Origin of the sequence: Mycobacterium aquaticum (genome assembly GCF_002086485.1) — a bacterium.
Classification (GTDB): Bacteria; Actinomycetota; Actinomycetes; order Mycobacteriales; family Mycobacteriaceae; genus Mycobacterium; species Mycobacterium aquaticum.
The window spans coordinates 112,918-128,467 of the sequence record NZ_MVHF01000001.1 but is presented as its reverse complement, the minus strand read 5'-3'; the positions used below and the strand labels follow the sequence as shown (position 1 = coordinate 128,467).

Below are 15,550 nucleotides of genomic sequence, written 5' to 3'. Positions count from 1 at the left end.
GTCAGTCGGCGGAATTCTGTTGTGGGACACCAGCAGTCGCGAGAGCCTTGATCATCAACTCGGCCACCGCGCGATGCGCCTCGAAGTTCCAGTGAATGCCATCGGGGTTGCCGCGCCCGCTGAGAACCTCGTCTGCGACAGCCGCTTTCAGATCCACCAACGGCACATCGTGCTCCTCGGCCCATGCCGTGATGGCCTGCACGGTCGGCTCACGGCCGTGATGGGCCTTCCCGTAGGTCTCGGCGATGTGCACCGAGGGCAGAGAGGCCACCACGGGAATACCCGGACGATTGAAATCGATGGCGTTACGCGTCATTTCGAGATACTCGACCGTGACGTTGGGCGGAAGGGCGGAGCGGGCGATCGGAGACAACCGCGGCTGCAGCCAGCCGTAGCCGTCGCGTGCCCACCGTCGCAGCCATGCCGGCCGCACGTAGCGGATGAGTTCCCGCAGCGCCGTCGGCAGCGGTGATGGCAGCGAATCCATGCCGCCGGTCGCGAAGATCACCGCACCGGCACGCGGCAGCGCCGCCCAGGCCCGTGGGTCCTGCGTGGCCGCCCACCACACGTCGCGACTGGTCCAGCCGATGCGGCCGATGAGCTCCAGATCCCAACCGAGTTGGTCGGCAACGATATTGGGCCAGATCCTGGGATCGTCCGATGGCAGCCCACCCGTCGGACCGAAATAGGACAGCGAGTCGGCGAACACCAACAGCGTCGGCCTGCGCCCGTGGGGCGGACCGGCCGTGGGCTCAGAGGACATCGTTGGCCACCTGCGCGGACGCGTTCCACACGTCCAGTCGCCACCGGATGTCGTCGAAGGGCGCGTCGTCGGCGGAATGCCCGGACAGCTGCACCCAGCTGGCATTGCCCATCCCGCCGAGCACCGGCCAGTTGTCGACCGGCAGCCCCAGCAACCCCGCGGTCAGTGCCGCGATGAGTCCACCGTGGGCCACCAACACCACGGGTCGCTCCGGCTCGTCGAGTCCCCACTCATGTTGTGCGGCAACAATTTCAGACACCAGCGGGACGCTGCGCCGCGCGACGTCGACGCGGCTCTCACCGCCGTGCGGCGCCCACCGGGCGTCATCACGCCAGATCGCCCGGGCCCCCGGCGCCGCGGCGTCGACCTCGAGGTGGGTCAGCCCCTGCCAATCCCCCAGGTGCGTCTCGCGGAGCCGCTCATCGATCTGTACGGGAAGCCCCGCGCGGTCCCCGAGCGTCATGGCGGTGTCCAGCGCCCGTTTGAGATCCGACGAGACGATCAGCAGCGGTTGCCGTTTCGCCAGCACTTCGGCCGCGGCGGCAGCCTGGTCGCGCCCCAGATCAGACAAGTCGGTGTCGAGCTGGCCCTGCATACGGCTGCCTGCGTTGTACTCGGTCTGGCCGTGCCGCAGCAGCAGGAGCCGACGGAACCTCATTCGGCGGAGTCCTGGTGATCCAGGTCGACAGGAATCTGCGGGCAGTCCCGCCACAGGCGGTCCAGCGCGTAGAAGTTGCGTTCGTCCTGATGCTGGATATGCACCACGATGTCGATGTAGTCCAGCAGTGTCCAGCGCCCCTCTCGGGTGCCCTCCCGGCGGGCGGGCTTGTACCCCGCGAGCCGCATCTTCTCCTCAACCTCGTCGACGATGGCGTTGACCTGACGTTCGTTGGACGCCGACGCGATCACGAAACAATCGGTGATGACCAGCTGACCGGACACATCGATCACCACGACGTCGTCGGCGAGCTTGCCCGCCGCCGCGCGGGCGGCCACTTCGGCCATCGCGATGGCGTCAGTCGTGGCGGTCATCGGGGTCCCCCTCCGTTGTGGCCGCTGTTGGCGCTTGGGTCGTTTTTGCTCCTGACGTCCGCGCTGTACAGGCCGCGCTTGGCCACGTACTGCACCACCCCGTCGGGCACCAGGTACCAGATGGGCCGGGAGGCCTGGGCGCGCTGGCGGCAGTCGCTCGACGAGATCGCCAGCGCGGGCACCTCCACGAGTTGCAGCGAGTCGGGTGGGAGCTCCTGGCGGGCCGCCGAGATGTGCTTACCGTCGAGCTCGTAGCCCGGTCGGCTGACGCCGACGAACTTCGCCATCGAAAAAAGGTCCTCCCAGTTCTGCCAGGACAGGATCGACGCCAGGGCATCGGCGCCGGTGATGAAGAACAGATCGCTGGTGGCGTTGAGTTTCTTCAGGTCGCGCAGCGTGTCGGTGGTGTAGGTGGGACCGCCGCGGTCGATGTCGACCCGGCTGACCGAAAAGCGCGGGTTGGACGCCGTGGCGATCACCGTCATGAGGTACCGGTCCTCGGCGGCGCTGACCTGCCGGTCGTGCTTCTGCCAGGGCTCACCGGTCGGCACGAACACCACTTCGTCCAGCTCGAACAGATCGGCCACCTCGCTGGCGGCGACGAGGTGCCCGTTGTGGATGGGATCAAATGTCCCACCCATCACACCGAGCCTGCGCCGTGTAGCCACGAGGAGCCAGCTTACGGCAGGGGTGGTTCGACCACTTGAATGGCGGTTTTCGGTGACACGGGCGCGATGCTGCTCAGACCGGCAACAGTCCGTCGACCACGGAGGCCAGCTGCTTGGCCGAACGGCACTCGTGCATGGTGATCACCTCGCCGTATTTGGGCGCCGCCGAGTCCCCGCTGCCCCACAGGTGCTTCGGTTCGGGGTTGAGCCAGTGCGCGTGCCTGCTCGCCGAGACCATGTGCGCCAGCAGCTCGGCTTGCGGATTGCGGTAGTTGTTGCGCCCGTCTCCGAGCACCAGCAGCGAACTGCGCGGTGAGAGCACACTCGGGAACCGCTCCAAGAACGATACGAAGGCGTGCCCGTAATCGGAGTGCCCGTCGCGGGTGTACACGCCGGCCTCCCGGGTGATGCGCTGCACCGCGACCGCCAGGTCGGCTTCCGGGCCGAAGAGCTCGGTGACCTCATCGGTGGTGTCGATGAACGCGAAGACGCGGACGCGGGAGAACTGCTGACGCAGGGCCGCCACCAGCATCAGCGTGAAGTGGCTGAAACCGGCGACCGAGCCGGACACGTCGCACAGCACCACCAGCTCGGGCCGGGCGGGGTGAGGCTTGCGGAGCACCACGTCGATCGGCACACCACCGGTCGACATCGACTTGCGCAGCGTCTTCCGCAGATCGATCTCGCCGGCTCGGGAACGACGCCGCCGCGCGGCCAGCCGGGTCGCCAGGGTCCGGGCCAGCGGCGCGACGGTCTTGCGCATCTGGCGCAGCTGTTCGCCTGAGGCGCGTAGGAATTCGACGTTCTCCGACAGCTGCGGCACGCCGTACATCTGCACGTGCTCACGGCCAAGCTGTTCGGCGGTGCGGCGCTTGGTCTCTGCTTCGACCATCTTGCGCAGCTGCGAGATCCGTTGCGCAGCCATCGCTTTGGCGATCTCTTCCTGGGTGGGCGTTGGCTCGTCGCCGTACGGGGCCAGCAGCCCTGCCAGCAGCCGGCCCTCCAGATCGTCCAGGCTCATGGCCTTGAGCGCCTGATACGACGAGTACGACGGCCCGCGGCTCGAGGTGTACCGGCCGTAGGCTTCGACGATCTGGGCGATCATCGCTGCCAACCGGTCGTCCAGACTGGCCAGATCCTCGTTGTCGGAGAGCATTTGCACCAACGCGGCCCGCATGGCCTCGACATCCTCCGGCGGCAACTGCTGGGTTTGGTCGTCGGGCGCGTCGTCGTCGGGCAGCACGGTCCGCGCGCCCAGCGCAGCCGGGAAGAACAGGTCGAACATCGCGTCGTAGGTGTCGCGGTGGTCGGGGCGGCGCAGCACCGCGCATGCGATGCCCTCCCGCAGCGCCTCACGGTCCCCCAGGCCCAGCACTGTCATCACCCGACCGGCATCCACGGTCTCCGACGGTCCGACCGAAATGCCTTGCTTGCGAAGCGCTTCGACGAACTCGACGAGATGCCCCGGCAGGCCGTGCGGGGCCAGCGGCTGGGGCGGTCGAACCCGACGAGAGGCCATCAGTTGAGCCTCAGCTCCCCGGCAGCCCGCTGCTGATCGGACTGGTGCTTGAGCACCACGCCGAGGGTGGCGGCGATCATCGCGTCGTCGATGGTATCGAGCCCCAGGGCCAGCACGGTGCGGCCCCAGTCGATCGTCTCGGCGACCGACGGGAGTTTCTTGAGCTGCATGCCCCGCAGCACCCCGATGATCCGCACGAGCTCGGACGCGATGTGCTCGGGCAGTTCGGGCACCCGCGACAGCAGGATGCGCCGCTCCAGGTCCGGATCGGGAAAGTCGATGTGCAGGAACAGGCACCGCCGCTTGAGCGCCTCGGACAGTTCCCGGGTGGCGTTGGACGTCAGCAGCACGAACGGCGGCCGCTCGGCGGTGATGGTGCCCAGCTCCGGCACGGTGACCGCGAAGTCGGACAACACCTCCAGCAGTAGGCCCTCGATCTCGATGTCGGCCTTGTCGGTCTCGTCGATGAGCAGCACGGTCGGGTCGGTGCGCCGGATCGCGGTCAGCAGCGGGCGGCTCAGCAGAAATTCCTCGCTGAACACGTCCATCTTGGTCTGGTCCCAATCGCCGCTCCCTGCCTGGATGCGCAGGATCTGCTTGGCGTGGTTCCACTCATAGAGCGCGCGGGCCTCGTCGACGCCCTCGTAGCACTGCAGCCGCACCAGTTCGCTGCCGGTGGTCTGCGCGACCGCGCGGGCCAGTTCGGTCTTGCCCACCCCTGCCGGACCTTCCACCAGCAGCGGCTTGCCGAGCCGGTCTGCGAGGAAAACCGCGGTGGCCGTGGCGGTATCGGGCAGGTATCCGGTTTCGGCCAGCCGCCGCGCGACATCGTCGATGTCGGCGAACAGCGGTGCCGGGCGCGCGGGCACGCTCACGTGGTTCTCCCTTGGTTGTCTAGGCCGGGCGGGTCTGGCCGTCGCCCCACACGATCCATTTCGTGGAGGTGAGCTCGGGCAGCCCCATCGGGCCGCGGGCATGCAGCTTCTGGGTGGAGATGCCGATTTCGGCGCCGAAACCGAACTGCTCGCCGTCGGTGAACGCGGTGGACGCGTTGACCATCACCGCGGCGGCGTCCACCCGCTCGGTGAACCGTTGCGCCGCAGCAAGATCGGTCGTCACGATGGCCTCGGTGTGCCCGGTGCCGTACTCGTTGACGTGAGCGATCGCCGCGTCGATGCCGTCCACAACCGCCAGCGCGATGTCCATCGACAGGAACTCCGCGCGCAGTTCGTCCTCGGAAGGATCGGCGTGCACGGTCACACCGGCATCCTGCAGTGCCGTTACCAGCCGCGGCACCGCGACATCGGCGATGGCGGCATCGACCAACAGCGACTCGGCCGAATTGCACACGCTGGGCCGCCGGGTCTTGGAGTTCAGCAGGATCTTCTCGGCCAGGTCGAGGTCTGCCGATTCATGAACGTAGACATGGCAATTGCCGACACCAGTCTCGATGGTCGGCACTTGTGCGTCGCGCACCACGGCGTCGATCAGACCGGCCCCGCCACGCGGGATCACGACGTCGACCAGACCGCGGGCCTGGATCAGATGCGTCACGCTGGCCCGGTCGTGGCTCGGCAGCAACTGCACGGCGTCGACGGGCAGCCCCTCTGCCACCAGAGCGGTGCGCAGGGCATGCACCAGTGCCTCGTTGGAGCGCACCGCCGAGGAACTGCCGCGCAGCAGCGCCGCATTGCCGGATTTGAGCGTCAGCCCGAACGCGTCGACCGTGACGTTGGGCCTGCCCTCGTAGACCATGCCCACCACGCCGAGCGGCACGCGCTGCTGACGCAGCTGCAGGCCGTTGGGCAGCGTGCGCCCGCGCAACACCTCACCGATGGGATCGGGCAGCCCGGCCACCTGGCGCAGGCCCGCGGCGATGCCGTCGATGCGTTGTTTGTTGAGCGCCAACCGGTCCAGCATCGCGTCGGGCGTGCCCGCGTCCCGGGCCGCCTGGAGGTCGCCTGCGTTGGCCGCGAGCACGGCGTCGGCGCCGGCCAGCACACTGTCGGCCGCCGCGTGCAGCGCACGGTTCTTGGTTGCCGTGTTCAGTGTGGCCAGGGTGCGTGCCGCGACCCGGGCACGCCGGGCAGCCTCGTGCACCTGCTCCCGCAAATCCTGCGTCGGCGCACTCACGGCGGGTGTCTGCACACTCATCGTCCCAGGGTATCGGAGGTGTTCACGAGAGCTCGACACGTGTCAGCGCCCGACTGGTTTAGCGTTGTCGACTATGGCGTCCTCACGGGTGTGCGTGGTCGGAAGCGTCAATGCGGACCTCACGTTTACCGTGCCGGCTCTGCCCAAACCCGGTCAGACCGTGCTGGCGTCGTCGCTGTCGTCGGCATCGGGCGGCAAGGGCGGTAATCAGGCGGTCGCCGCGGCACGCGCGGGCGCCTCGGTGAGTCTCGTCGCCGCACTCGGCGAGGATCCGGTCGCGGACACCCTGCGCACCCACCTCGAGGCCAACGGCGTCGACCTGGACGCGGTCGCGACCGTGCCCGGGCCCAGCGGGTCGGCGGCCATCGTCGTCGAAACCGGCGGCGAGAACAGCATCGTGGTGGCCCCCGGCGCCAACGCGCACGTCGAGGTCAAGTCCGCGGCCGCCCGCACGGCCATCACCTCCGCCGAGGTGGTGTTGTTGCAACTGGAGATCCCGCCGGCAACTGCGATCGCCGCGGCCCGGCTCGCGCGGACGGCGGGTGCGGTCGTCATGCTCAACGCGTCACCGACGGGGACCCGAGCCCATGACCTCTTGGCGTTGTCCGCGGTGGTCGACGTGGTCGTCGTCAACGAATCCGAAGCCTCCGAATGGCATTGGCCGGTAAACCATCTGGTGATCACGCGCGGTTCGCGTGGGGCGAGCTACATCGGCGCCGACGAGCGGTTCGATGTGCACGCGCCGGCCGTCCGGGCGGTGGACACCACCGGGGCAGGCGACGTCTTCGCCGGCGTGCTGGCCGCCGACTGGCGCTCGGGATTCGAGGACGCGCTGCGCCGCGCGTGTGCGGCAGGCGCCCTGGCGACGCTGGTGCGCGGCGCAGGTGACTGCGCGCCGACCGGGGCTGACATCGACGCGATACTGGCCCGCTGAGGCGACGAACTGAAGCCGATACCGTTGCCGTTATAGTCGGCACTCATGACATCGGGACACACCCCGCGACCTCCCGAAGGCGACTGGCTCGGCACGCCCTATCTGAAGTTCGAGCGGCAGGGGCCGTTCGGCGTCGTCACCCTCGATCGTCCCGCGGCGCGCAACGCGATGACCCCGGCGATGTACTTCGGCATCCGGTATGCGGTCACCCACGTCGAGGCCGATCCCGACCTGGCCGGCCTGCTCATCACGGGTACCGGCGACGTGTTCGCGCCGGGCGGTGACCTCGGCGGCGGCGACGGCGTCGACGACTGGATGAGCTTCGGCGCAGCGCTGTCCATGGACGTCACACCGTTCGAGACGCTGCGCCAGTCGGTCAAGCCGGTGGTGAGTGCGGTCAACGGGCTGTGTCAGGGCGGTGGGCTGCAGATCGCGATCTGCAGCGACATGGCCGTGGTGAGTGATCGTGCCACGTTCCGGGTGCCCGAGCTCTACCGCGGCATCGCCGACACCTACTACAGCCAGATGCTGGCCCGGCTGATCGGGCCGGTGCGCACCCGCGATCTGATGTTCACCGGGCGCACGTTGTCGGCCGCCGAGGCCGTGGACTGGGGCATGGTCGCGCGCGTCGTTCCGCACGAGGAACTGGCGGACGCGGCCCGTGAGGTGTTGGGCCAGTGCTGCCGGACGGCGCCGCGGGCCCGCGGAGTGGTGAAGTCGAGCCTCGACAACTACCTGGGGCTCTACGACCGGATCGGCATGAAGGCCAGCTACAGCGGGGCCGAGGCCGCCGAGGGGTTCCGGGCGTTCAAGGAACGCCGTTCACCGGAGTGGGTCCACCCGCAGCTGCGTGCCGAGGGCCGGCTCTAGTCGCGTCGGCTCACGTCGTGCGCGACGGTGAAGTTCTCCCCCGGCTGGCTGATCAGCACACGGCTACGGTTGGGCGACAATGTGATCGAGAGATAGTGGTGGGCGTGGCCGTCCGCATGTGCGACGCGGTTCACGCGCAGTAAGGCGGATCCGATGGCCGTGTCGAGCAGCCGCGCCGCACGTGGCCCGGCGACCTCCGCGGTGAATTCGTGGTCCATCCGCTCGATCACCACCCCGGCATCGGCCAGCAGGTCGTAGAGCGCGGCGCCGGCCAGCGCCTCGGCCGTGACAACGCCTGCCAGGTCGGCGGGCAGCCACGCGTCGGTCACCATCAACGGTTCGCGGGTCCGCCGTTCGCGTCGCACGCGCAGCACATGCAGCATGTCGCCGTCGCGGCCGAGCCGGGCACCGATCGCCGGCGGCACCGCTTCGACGCCCAGTTCGACGACGTCGACATCGGTCTCGAACTGGACCTGGCGCAGCTCGTCGAGGTAGGTCCCGCCCGAGGCCGCCTCACGGCCCGGATCATGTTGGCGGACAAATGATCCGACGCCATGCCGACGCTCGATGTAGCCCTGCTCGGCGAGGTCGGCAAGCGCTCGCCGCACCGTGATGCGTGATACGCCGAACTGTTCGCCGAGCGACTGTTCGGTGGGCAGCGGGTCGCCGGGAAGCAGTGCGCCGCGGGCGATCTCATCGTGTAGGACCAGGAACAACTGGCGGTGCAGCGGAACCCCCGCCGTCGCAGTCACCGGCCCGCTTCGGTCGCTCACCTCGCCCACGTGCCCCATGCTCGCACACCCGCGCTTGCGGTGGTCGGCCTTTAGTTGTTATATGTTCATAACAACAGTACGACAGTGTCAGGGAGCAGCGATGACCGACCCGACCGACCCGTTCGGACCTACCGGCGCATTGGCCCGATGGGTGGCCCGCCTGTCCCTTGACCAGGTGCCCGAACCCGTCCGGCAGCGCGCGAAGTACCTGCTACTCGACGGCATCGGGTGCGCCCTGGTCGGTGCGCAGCTGCCGTGGTCGCGGCTGGCGACCGACGCGGTGATGGCGATGGAGGCGACCGGCGACGCGGTCGTCATCGGCACCGGCAGAACCACCAGCCCCACCGCCGCCACGGTGCTCAACAGCACGTTCATCCAGGGCTTCGAACTCGACGACTTCCATCCGATCGCGCCGCTGCACAGCTGCTCGCTGGTGATCCCGGCGTTGTTGTCGACGGATGCGCTGGTCGGCGGTGCCTGCGGCGCCGACGTGCTGACGGCGGCCATCGCCGGGTTCGAGGTTGGCCCGCGCGTGGGCTACACCCTGCACGGAACCGAGATGCTCGACCGCGGTTGGCATTCCGGTCCGGTGTTCGGCACCCACACCGCTGCGATGGCATCCGGCCGGCTGCGGGGCCTGTCCGCAGCCCAACTCGAAGACGCGCTCGGCCTGGCCGCCACCCAGTCCGGTGGGCTGATGGCAGCCCAGTACGAGGCCATGGGCAAGCGCATGCAGCACGGGTTCGCCGCCCGCAACGGCTTCTATGCCGCGGGCCTGGCCGCAGCTGGGTACACCGGCATCAAGCGCGTCTTCGAACGCGAATACGGCGGATTCCTTGCGGTTTTCGGCGAAGGACACGCCCCTGAGCCCGCTGCGCTCACCCGTGGGCTGGGCGAGCACTGGGAGACAGGGATCATCATGGTCAAGTCGTACGCGGCCATGGGTGGACTGCACGCGGCCATCGAAGCCGCCCGCGCGCTGCGGCCTGCGGTGCCCGCAGCGGATATCGCCCGGGTGGACATCACCGTGGGCGAGACGGTCCACAAGCACGGGTGGTGGCCGCCGCAGCGCCCACTCACAGCCATCGGCGCGCAGATGCACATCGGCTATGCCACCGCGGCGGCCCTGCTCGACGGGACGGTTCTGCCCGAGCAATTCACCGCGCAGCGCCTCGACGCCGACGACATCTGGCGGCTGATCGGCGTCACGTCGGTACATCTCGACCCGACGCTCACCGAGGCCCCGATCACCGAGCGCTTCGGCACCACCGTGGCCGTGACCACGTCCGACGGTGCCGTGCACACGGCCACCGTGCACCGGCCGCACGGCACCCCGGACGATCCCGTGAGCAACGCCGAACTGCTCGCCAAGTTCCACGCCCTGGCCGACCGGGTGACCGATCCGGCACGAGCCACGGCGATCGCCGACGCCGTCATCGGCCTCGACGAACTCGACGACATCACCACTTTGACCGACCTGCTGGCCGCCCCGGTGTCCGGCGCACTCGACTGAAAGGCCAACCATGACCACATCCGCACGCGGGGCGTTGCGCGCCGCACTCGACTCCAGGCGGCTCGTCGTCGCCCCGGGCGTATTCGACGGCCTGTCGGCCCATCTGGCCAAGCGCACCGGGCAGGTCGCCGCGTACATGACCGGAGCAGGTGTCGCTGCATCGGGTTTCGGCCTTCCTGATCTCGGGCTGGTCTGCCAGACCGAGATGGCCGAACGTGCCCGAATGCTCACCGAGGTGCTCGGCGATGTGCCGCTGATCGCCGATGCCGACACCGGGTACGGGGCACCGATCAACGTGGTGCGCACCGTCCGGCTCTACGAGTCCGCCGGAGTGGCCGCAATCCAATTGGAGGACCAGGCTTTCCCGAAACGGTGCGGGCATCTGCCGGACAAGGAGGTGGTGGACGCCGCGGTGTTCGAGCAGACCCTTGCCGCCGCGCTGGATGCCCGCATCGACGACGATCTGCTGATCGTGGCACGCACCGACGCCCGGGCACCGCTGGGACTCGACGCCGCCATCGAGCGGGCCCATCGCTACGCCGCAGCAGGCGCGGACATCATTTTCATCGAAGCTCCGCAAGGCACCGATGAGATCGAACGGATCGCGCGCGATGTCGAAGCACCGCTGCTGCTGAACCTCGTCGCGGGCGGGCTGACACCGCTGCAGTCGGCAGCGCGGCTGCAGGAGCTCGGTTATGCCGTGGCGATCCATCCCGGTGATGCGTTGGTGCGGGCGGCTTTTGCGATGCTGGAGGCGTACTGCGAACTCAACGGGGCCAGCGCCGCGGACTTCATGCCGAGCACTCCGGCAGACTTCTTCAATCTGGTTGGGATCGCCGAATGGGCCGCCGTGGACCAGCGTGTCGCCGGCTTGGGGGCATCGACATGGGCATGACCATCATCGAGAAGATCCTCGCACGCAAGGCGATGCTGGCCGCGGTGTCGGTGGGCGACACCGTCGTCGTGGACGTCGACATGACGGTCCTGATCGACCTGCAGTTCGCCACGATGTGGATTCCGCCCAGCCGCATCCACGACCCGAACAAGCTGGCGATCGTGATGGACCATGCGGTGCCCGCACCGACCCTCAAGGACGCCGCGGGCGGCCCGCACGCTCGAAAGTTCGCCGCGGACTTCGGCATCGAGCGTTTCTACGACGTGGGCCGGCACGGCATCTGCCATCAGGTGATCGCCGAGAACGGATTGGCCCGCCCGGGAGAAGTCTTGGCCTGCACGGACTCCCACACCTGTGCTGCGGGCGCGTTCAACACCGCGGCGCGTGGCCTTGGCCCCGCCGAGGTCTACTCGATCATGTGCACGGGGTCCACGTGGTACCAAGTGGCGCCGACGATTCGCTACGAACTCGCCGGGATCAAACCCGCCGAGGTCAGCGGCAAGGATGTCTTCCTGCACATCGCGGACGTCTACGGCGACGCGGCCAACATGAACCTGGAATTCGGTGGCAGCGGACTGGCCTCGGTGCCGATGCATGACCGCCGCACCATCGCCACCCAAGGCGCCGAGGTGTCGGCCGACTTCACCACGTTCGAGGCGGACGACGTGCTCACCGGCTACCTCGATGAGCGTGGCGTCACGGGCTACCGTGCAGCTCAGCCGGATTCGGATGCACAGTACGCCCAGGTGCGACGCGTCGACCTGGCTGGCCTGGAGCCGTATGTGGCCCGGCCGGGAACTGTCAGCCACAACGGCGTCCCGGTCTCCGGAATCGAGCGGCAGCGTATCGACCAGGCGTTCATCGGGTCCTGCGCCAACGGTCAGCTGGAGGATCTGCAGATCGCCGCGAACGTGTTGCGCGGCAACACCGTCGCGCCCGGCGTGCGGCTGCTGGTCACCCCTGCCTCGCAGGAGGTGTACCGCGAGGCCATGCGCCGCGGTTATCTGCAGGTCATCGCCGACGCGGGCGGGGTGGTCACCAACTCGACCTGTGGCGCGTGCTTCGGCTACCACATGGGGGTGGTCGGCCCGGGCGAGGTGTGCCTGACGTCGAGCACCCGAAACTTCGCCGGCCGCATGGGCAGTGCGGAGGCCCAGATCTTCATGGCCTCGCCCGCCACCGTCGCGGCATCGGCGATCACCGGCTACATCACCGACCCGAGAGGGGTTACCGCATGAAGTTCACAGGCCGAGTCTGGGTGTTCGGCGACAATCTGAACACCGACGCGATGTATCCGGCGTTCGCGATGAAACTCGACCCCGCCGAGGCGGCCCGGCACATCTTCTACGAGGTGCGGCCCGGCTGGACCGACCAGGTGACACCCGGTGACGTCGTGGTGGCGGGACGCAACTTCGGTGTGGGCTCGTCGCGCCCGGTGGCAGCGTTGTTCACCGAGCTCGGTGTGGCCGGGCTGGTCGCCGAAGAGTTCAACTCGTTGTTCTTCCGCAACGCAGTCAACGCCGGGCTGCCCGCCATGACGGTACCCGGCGCCACCGCTGTCTTCCATGACGGCGACACCGCGGAGTTCGATCTGGGCGACGGCAGCTGGCGCAACGTGACAACCGGCGAATCCGGCTCGGAGCCGCGGCTTCCGGATCTCATCCTGGAAATTCTGGCCAGCGGCGGGGTGATGCCGAGGCTGGCTGAACAAGGTTACCTCCCAAGCGAACTCGCCGACGCGCTGCGGTCCTCGACCGTGGCGATGCGTGGCGCGGGCAGCGGCGCATGATCGGCACCCTGCTGCGGTCGGTGCGCGCCGACCCCGGCCGCAGCCCGCTGGCCCGCCCCGAGTTCCGTGCGCCGCACACGCTGACGGTCACGAGTCCGGTCTTCGACGACCACGGCCCGATTCCCCGGCGCCATGCCGGCCGAGGCGTCGGCGACAACATCTCCCCGCAGCTGAACTGGACCGCGGTACCGCCCGAAACAGCCTCGCTGGTGGTGCTTCTCGACGATATCGATGTCCCGCTGCCCATCCCGTTGACGCACAGCGTCGCGCTGCTCACCCCCGACGCCACCGGGCTGGCGGAGGGTGCCTTCACCGCGGGAACCCCGGGTGTGCGCATCGTGCCGACCGTCCTCGGCAAATCCGGATACACGGGTCCGCGGCCGATAACCGGGCACGGCACGCACCGTTACCGGTTCCATGTGCTGGCGCTGTCGCGATCACCTGCCGACAGCGGTTCGGTGAAAGCTGTGCTGGCCGCGGCGGCCGGTCACGTGTTGGCGCGGGGCACCCTCACCGGTACCTACCGCCGGTGATCGTCAGCCCTCCGGGATCTCGCGGTCGATCTCGTCGAGCCAGATCCGCGCCGACATGTCCGACGGCGCCCGCCAGTCTCCGCGCGGCGACAGGGATCCGCCGGCCGCCACCTTGGGACCGTTGGGCAGCGCCGAACGCTTGAACTGGGCGAAGGAGTAAAAGCGCTGCGCGAACACCTGCAGCCAGTGCCGAATCTCTTTGAGCGAGTAAGCCGGTCGCTTGTCCTCGGGGAAACCGGCAGGCCAGTCACCGATACTCGGATCGTGCCAGGCGTGCCAGGCCAAGAACGCCACCTTCGACGGGCGAAACCCGTAGCGCAGCACCTGGAACAACGAAAAGTCTTGCAGCGCATAAGGTCCGACCTTGGCTTCGCTGCTCTGGATCTGCTCCCCCGCTTCGGCCGGCACCAGTTCAGGGGTGATCTCGGTGTCCAGCACCGATTGCAATACGGCGTTCACGTCGGCTTCGAACTGTCCCGACGAGATGACCCACCGGATGAGGTGCTGGATCAGGGTTTTCGGAACACCGCCGTTGACGTTGTAATGCGACATCTGATCGCCGACACCGTAGGTCGACCACCCCAGGGCCAGCTCCGACAGGTCCCCGGTGCCCAGCACGATGCCACCGCGCTGGTTGGCGAGCCGGAACAGATAGTCGGTGCGCAGACCGGCCTGCACGTTCTCGAACGTGACGTCGTAGACCTTCTCGCCGCGGGCGTACGGATGATCCAGACCGGCCAGCATCACCTCGGCGGTACTCGTGATGTCGAGTTCGGCGAAGGTCACGCCGAGCGCCTCCGCCAGCCGCGTCGCGTTGTTCTTGGTGTGGTCACCGGTGGCAAACCCGGGCATGGTGAACGCCAGAATGTCACTGCGGGGCCGGGATTCGCGGTCCATGGCCCGGGCGGCGACGATCAAGGCGTGGGTGGAATCCAACCCGCCGGACACCCCGATGACGACCTTGGGATAGTTCAGTGCCCGCAGCCGCTGCTCGAGACCCGACACCTGGATGTTGTAGGCCTCATAGCAATCCTGTTGCAGCCGTTGCGGATCGGCCGGCACGAACGGGAACCGCTCGATCTCGCGCAGCAGCCCGATGTCGCCGGTGGGCGGGTCGAGCTGGAACTCGATGCGCCGGAAGGCATCACCGACGGCGCGGTAGTGCCGCGCGTTGTCGTCGAACGTGCCCATGCGCAGCCGCTCGGCGCGCAGCAGGTCCAGATCCACATCGGCGACCGAACGCCGCTCGCCACGCGGGAACCTCTCGGTCTCGGCCAGCAGCAGCCCGTTCTCCCAGATCATCGTCTGGCCGTCCCAGGCCAGGTCGGTGGTGGATTCGCCTTCCCCCGCGGCCGCGTAGACGTAGGCCGCCAGGCACCGCGCCGACGCCGACCGGGCCAGCAGGCAACGATCCTCGGCGCGGCCGACGGTGATGGGGCTTCCCGAGAGGTTGGCCAGCACCGTGGCACCGGCCAGCGCGGCTTGCGCGCTGGGCGGGACCGGGACGAACATGTCCTCGCAGATTTCGACGTGCAGGACCAATCCGGGCAGGTCGGAAGCCACGAACAACAAGTCGGGCCCGAACGGCGCGTCGGCCCCGGCGACCCGGATGGTGCCGCGTACATCGTCGCCCGCCGCGGCCTGCCTGCGCTCGTAGAACTCGCGGTAAGTGGGCAGATACGACTTCGGCGCCACCCCGAGCACAGCGCCGCGGTGGATGACCACCGCGGTGTTGTAGATCCGGTGCCCGTGGCGCAGCGGGGCGCCGACCACGAGCACGGGTGTCAGGACGGCCGAGGCCGCGACGACCTCGACGAGTGCCTCCTGCACCGATTCCAGCAGGGTGTCCTGCAGCAGGATGTCCTCGATCGAATACCCAGACAGCGTCAGCTCGGGAAAGACCGCGACGGCCACCCCGTCGTCGTGGCAGGCCTGGGCGAGTCGCAGCACCGATTCGGCGTTGGCCGGCGGGTCCGCCAATGCCGTGTGAAGGGTGCACGCGGCGACCCGGGCGAAACCATGCCGGTAAGCGGAGTAGAAGTCCATCGCCTCCATTGTCACCCGCGGGCTGTCCGATTCGGGGTATCCGGCCCGATCTGGCCCGCGT

The 15,550-nt window shown here is 68.5% G+C and carries 16 protein-coding genes; 7 read left to right on the top strand and 9 right to left on the bottom strand.

Translation table 11 applies throughout. From position 1 onward, the window contains the following. Position 1: 1 nt before the first annotated feature. From octT to BST13_RS00510, 7 genes are all read right to left on the bottom strand, one after another. Positions 2-763 (bottom strand): diglucosylglycerate octanoyltransferase, encoded by a 762-nt coding sequence (gene octT / locus BST13_RS00540; RefSeq protein ID WP_083159541.1) that lies wholly within the window; start codon positions 761-763, stop codon positions 2-4. Then, positions 753-1,421 carry a glucosyl-3-phosphoglycerate phosphatase gene (gpgP, locus tag BST13_RS00535; protein ID WP_083159539.1) on the bottom strand — a complete coding sequence of 223 codons (669 nt, stop codon included), beginning with the start codon at positions 1,419-1,421 and terminating at the stop codon, positions 753-755. The genes octT and gpgP overlap by 11 nt, the downstream gene beginning before the upstream one ends. Beyond that, positions 1,418-1,795: a ribosome silencing factor gene (rsfS, locus tag BST13_RS00530; protein WP_083159537.1), complete on the bottom strand. Its 378-nt coding sequence runs from the start codon at positions 1,793-1,795 to the stop codon at positions 1,418-1,420. The genes gpgP and rsfS overlap by 4 nt, the downstream gene beginning before the upstream one ends. Then, complete coding sequence (nadD, locus tag BST13_RS00525) at positions 1,792-2,463, bottom strand: nicotinate-nucleotide adenylyltransferase (protein WP_281254699.1); 672 nt, start codon at positions 2,461-2,463, stop codon at positions 1,792-1,794. The genes rsfS and nadD overlap by 4 nt, the downstream gene beginning before the upstream one ends. A 73-nt stretch (positions 2,464-2,536) precedes the next feature. After that, positions 2,537-3,982, bottom strand: a complete 1,446-nt coding sequence (locus BST13_RS00520) for a vWA domain-containing protein (protein WP_083159533.1) — start codon at positions 3,980-3,982, stop codon at positions 2,537-2,539. Continuing rightward, on the bottom strand, positions 3,982-4,857 hold the full coding sequence (locus BST13_RS00515; RefSeq protein WP_083159531.1) for an AAA family ATPase: 876 nt from the start codon (positions 4,855-4,857) through the stop codon (positions 3,982-3,984). Before BST13_RS00515 ends, BST13_RS00520 begins: the two co-directional genes overlap by 1 nt. A 19-nt stretch (positions 4,858-4,876) precedes the next feature. Further along, positions 4,877-6,136, bottom strand: a complete 1,260-nt coding sequence (locus BST13_RS00510) for a glutamate-5-semialdehyde dehydrogenase (RefSeq protein WP_083159529.1) — start codon at positions 6,134-6,136, stop codon at positions 4,877-4,879. Positions 6,137-6,209: 73 nt separating this feature from the next. On the opposite strand from BST13_RS00510, the gene BST13_RS00505 reads away from it, so the two are divergent. Together BST13_RS00505 and BST13_RS00500 are read left to right on the top strand one after the other, a co-directional pair. Then, entirely contained in the window at positions 6,210-7,070 is an 861-nt protein-coding gene (locus BST13_RS00505; protein ID WP_083159527.1) for a PfkB family carbohydrate kinase, read from the top strand. Between the two features lie 45 nt (positions 7,071-7,115). Continuing rightward, entirely contained in the window at positions 7,116-7,940 is an 825-nt protein-coding gene (locus BST13_RS00500) for an enoyl-CoA hydratase/isomerase family protein (protein WP_083159525.1), read from the top strand. On the opposite strand, the gene BST13_RS00495 is transcribed toward BST13_RS00500, so the two are convergent. Continuing rightward, the gene (locus BST13_RS00495; protein ID WP_083159523.1) at positions 7,937-8,731 is read right to left on the bottom strand and encodes a GntR family transcriptional regulator; all 795 of its coding nucleotides are present in this window, start codon (positions 8,729-8,731) and stop codon (positions 7,937-7,939) included. The genes BST13_RS00500 and BST13_RS00495 overlap by 4 nt on opposite strands. An 82-nt stretch (positions 8,732-8,813) precedes the next feature. On the opposite strand from BST13_RS00495, the gene BST13_RS00490 reads away from it, so the two are divergent. The 5 genes from BST13_RS00490 to BST13_RS00470 are packed head-to-tail and all read left to right on the top strand — an operon-like array spanning position 8,814 to position 13,443. After that, positions 8,814-10,226 carry an MmgE/PrpD family protein gene (locus BST13_RS00490; RefSeq protein WP_083159521.1) on the top strand — a complete coding sequence of 471 codons (1,413 nt, stop codon included), beginning with the start codon at positions 8,814-8,816 and terminating at the stop codon, positions 10,224-10,226. A gap of 10 nt (positions 10,227-10,236) precedes the next feature. Beyond that, complete coding sequence (locus BST13_RS00485; protein WP_083159519.1) at positions 10,237-11,121, top strand: isocitrate lyase/PEP mutase family protein; 885 nt, start codon at positions 10,237-10,239, stop codon at positions 11,119-11,121. Continuing rightward, positions 11,112-12,359, top strand: a complete 1,248-nt coding sequence (locus BST13_RS00480; protein ID WP_083159517.1) for a 3-isopropylmalate dehydratase large subunit — start codon at positions 11,112-11,114, stop codon at positions 12,357-12,359. Before BST13_RS00485 ends, BST13_RS00480 begins: the two co-directional genes overlap by 10 nt. Further along, positions 12,356-12,910, top strand: coding sequence for a LeuD/DmdB family oxidoreductase small subunit (locus BST13_RS00475; RefSeq protein ID WP_083159515.1), 555 nt, complete (start codon positions 12,356-12,358; stop codon positions 12,908-12,910). The genes BST13_RS00480 and BST13_RS00475 overlap by 4 nt, the downstream gene beginning before the upstream one ends. Next, complete coding sequence (locus BST13_RS00470) at positions 12,907-13,443, top strand: YbhB/YbcL family Raf kinase inhibitor-like protein (protein WP_083159513.1); 537 nt, start codon at positions 12,907-12,909, stop codon at positions 13,441-13,443. The genes BST13_RS00475 and BST13_RS00470 overlap by 4 nt, the downstream gene beginning before the upstream one ends. 3 nt (positions 13,444-13,446) lie before the next feature. Here BST13_RS00470 and BST13_RS00465 read toward each other — a convergent pair whose 3' ends face one another. Beyond that, positions 13,447-15,489, bottom strand: coding sequence for an NAD(+) synthase (locus tag BST13_RS00465; protein ID WP_083160024.1), 2,043 nt, complete (start codon positions 15,487-15,489; stop codon positions 13,447-13,449). Positions 15,490-15,550 lie beyond the last annotated feature (61 nt).

Excerpts from the sequence above, each read along its gene's own strand:
- octT (WP_083159541.1), bottom strand. The coding sequence starts at position 763 with ATGTCCTCTGAGCCCACGGCCGGTCCGCCCCACGGGCGCAGGCCGACG.
- gpgP (WP_083159539.1), bottom strand. The coding sequence starts at position 1,421 with ATGAGGTTCCGTCGGCTCCTGCTGCTGCGGCACGGCCAGACCGAGTAC.
- rsfS (WP_083159537.1), bottom strand. The coding sequence starts at position 1,795 with ATGACCGCCACGACTGACGCCATCGCGATGGCCGAAGTGGCCGCCCGC.
- BST13_RS00520 (WP_083159533.1), bottom strand. The coding sequence starts at position 3,982 with ATGGCCTCTCGTCGGGTTCGACCGCCCCAGCCGCTGGCCCCGCACGGC.
- BST13_RS00510 (WP_083159529.1), bottom strand. The coding sequence starts at position 6,136 with ATGAGTGTGCAGACACCCGCCGTGAGTGCGCCGACGCAGGATTTGCGG.
- BST13_RS00505 (WP_083159527.1), top strand. The coding sequence starts at position 6,210 with ATGGCGTCCTCACGGGTGTGCGTGGTCGGAAGCGTCAATGCGGACCTC.
- BST13_RS00500 (WP_083159525.1), top strand. The coding sequence starts at position 7,116 with ATGACATCGGGACACACCCCGCGACCTCCCGAAGGCGACTGGCTCGGC.
- BST13_RS00495 (WP_083159523.1), bottom strand. The coding sequence starts at position 8,731 with ATGGGGCACGTGGGCGAGGTGAGCGACCGAAGCGGGCCGGTGACTGCG.
- BST13_RS00490 (WP_083159521.1), top strand. The coding sequence starts at position 8,814 with ATGACCGACCCGACCGACCCGTTCGGACCTACCGGCGCATTGGCCCGA.
- BST13_RS00485 (WP_083159519.1), top strand. The coding sequence starts at position 10,237 with ATGACCACATCCGCACGCGGGGCGTTGCGCGCCGCACTCGACTCCAGG.
- BST13_RS00480 (WP_083159517.1), top strand. The coding sequence starts at position 11,112 with ATGGGCATGACCATCATCGAGAAGATCCTCGCACGCAAGGCGATGCTG.
- BST13_RS00475 (WP_083159515.1), top strand. The coding sequence starts at position 12,356 with ATGAAGTTCACAGGCCGAGTCTGGGTGTTCGGCGACAATCTGAACACC.
- BST13_RS00470 (WP_083159513.1), top strand. The coding sequence starts at position 12,907 with ATGATCGGCACCCTGCTGCGGTCGGTGCGCGCCGACCCCGGCCGCAGC.
- BST13_RS00465 (WP_083160024.1), bottom strand. The coding sequence starts at position 15,489 with ATGGACTTCTACTCCGCTTACCGGCATGGTTTCGCCCGGGTCGCCGCG.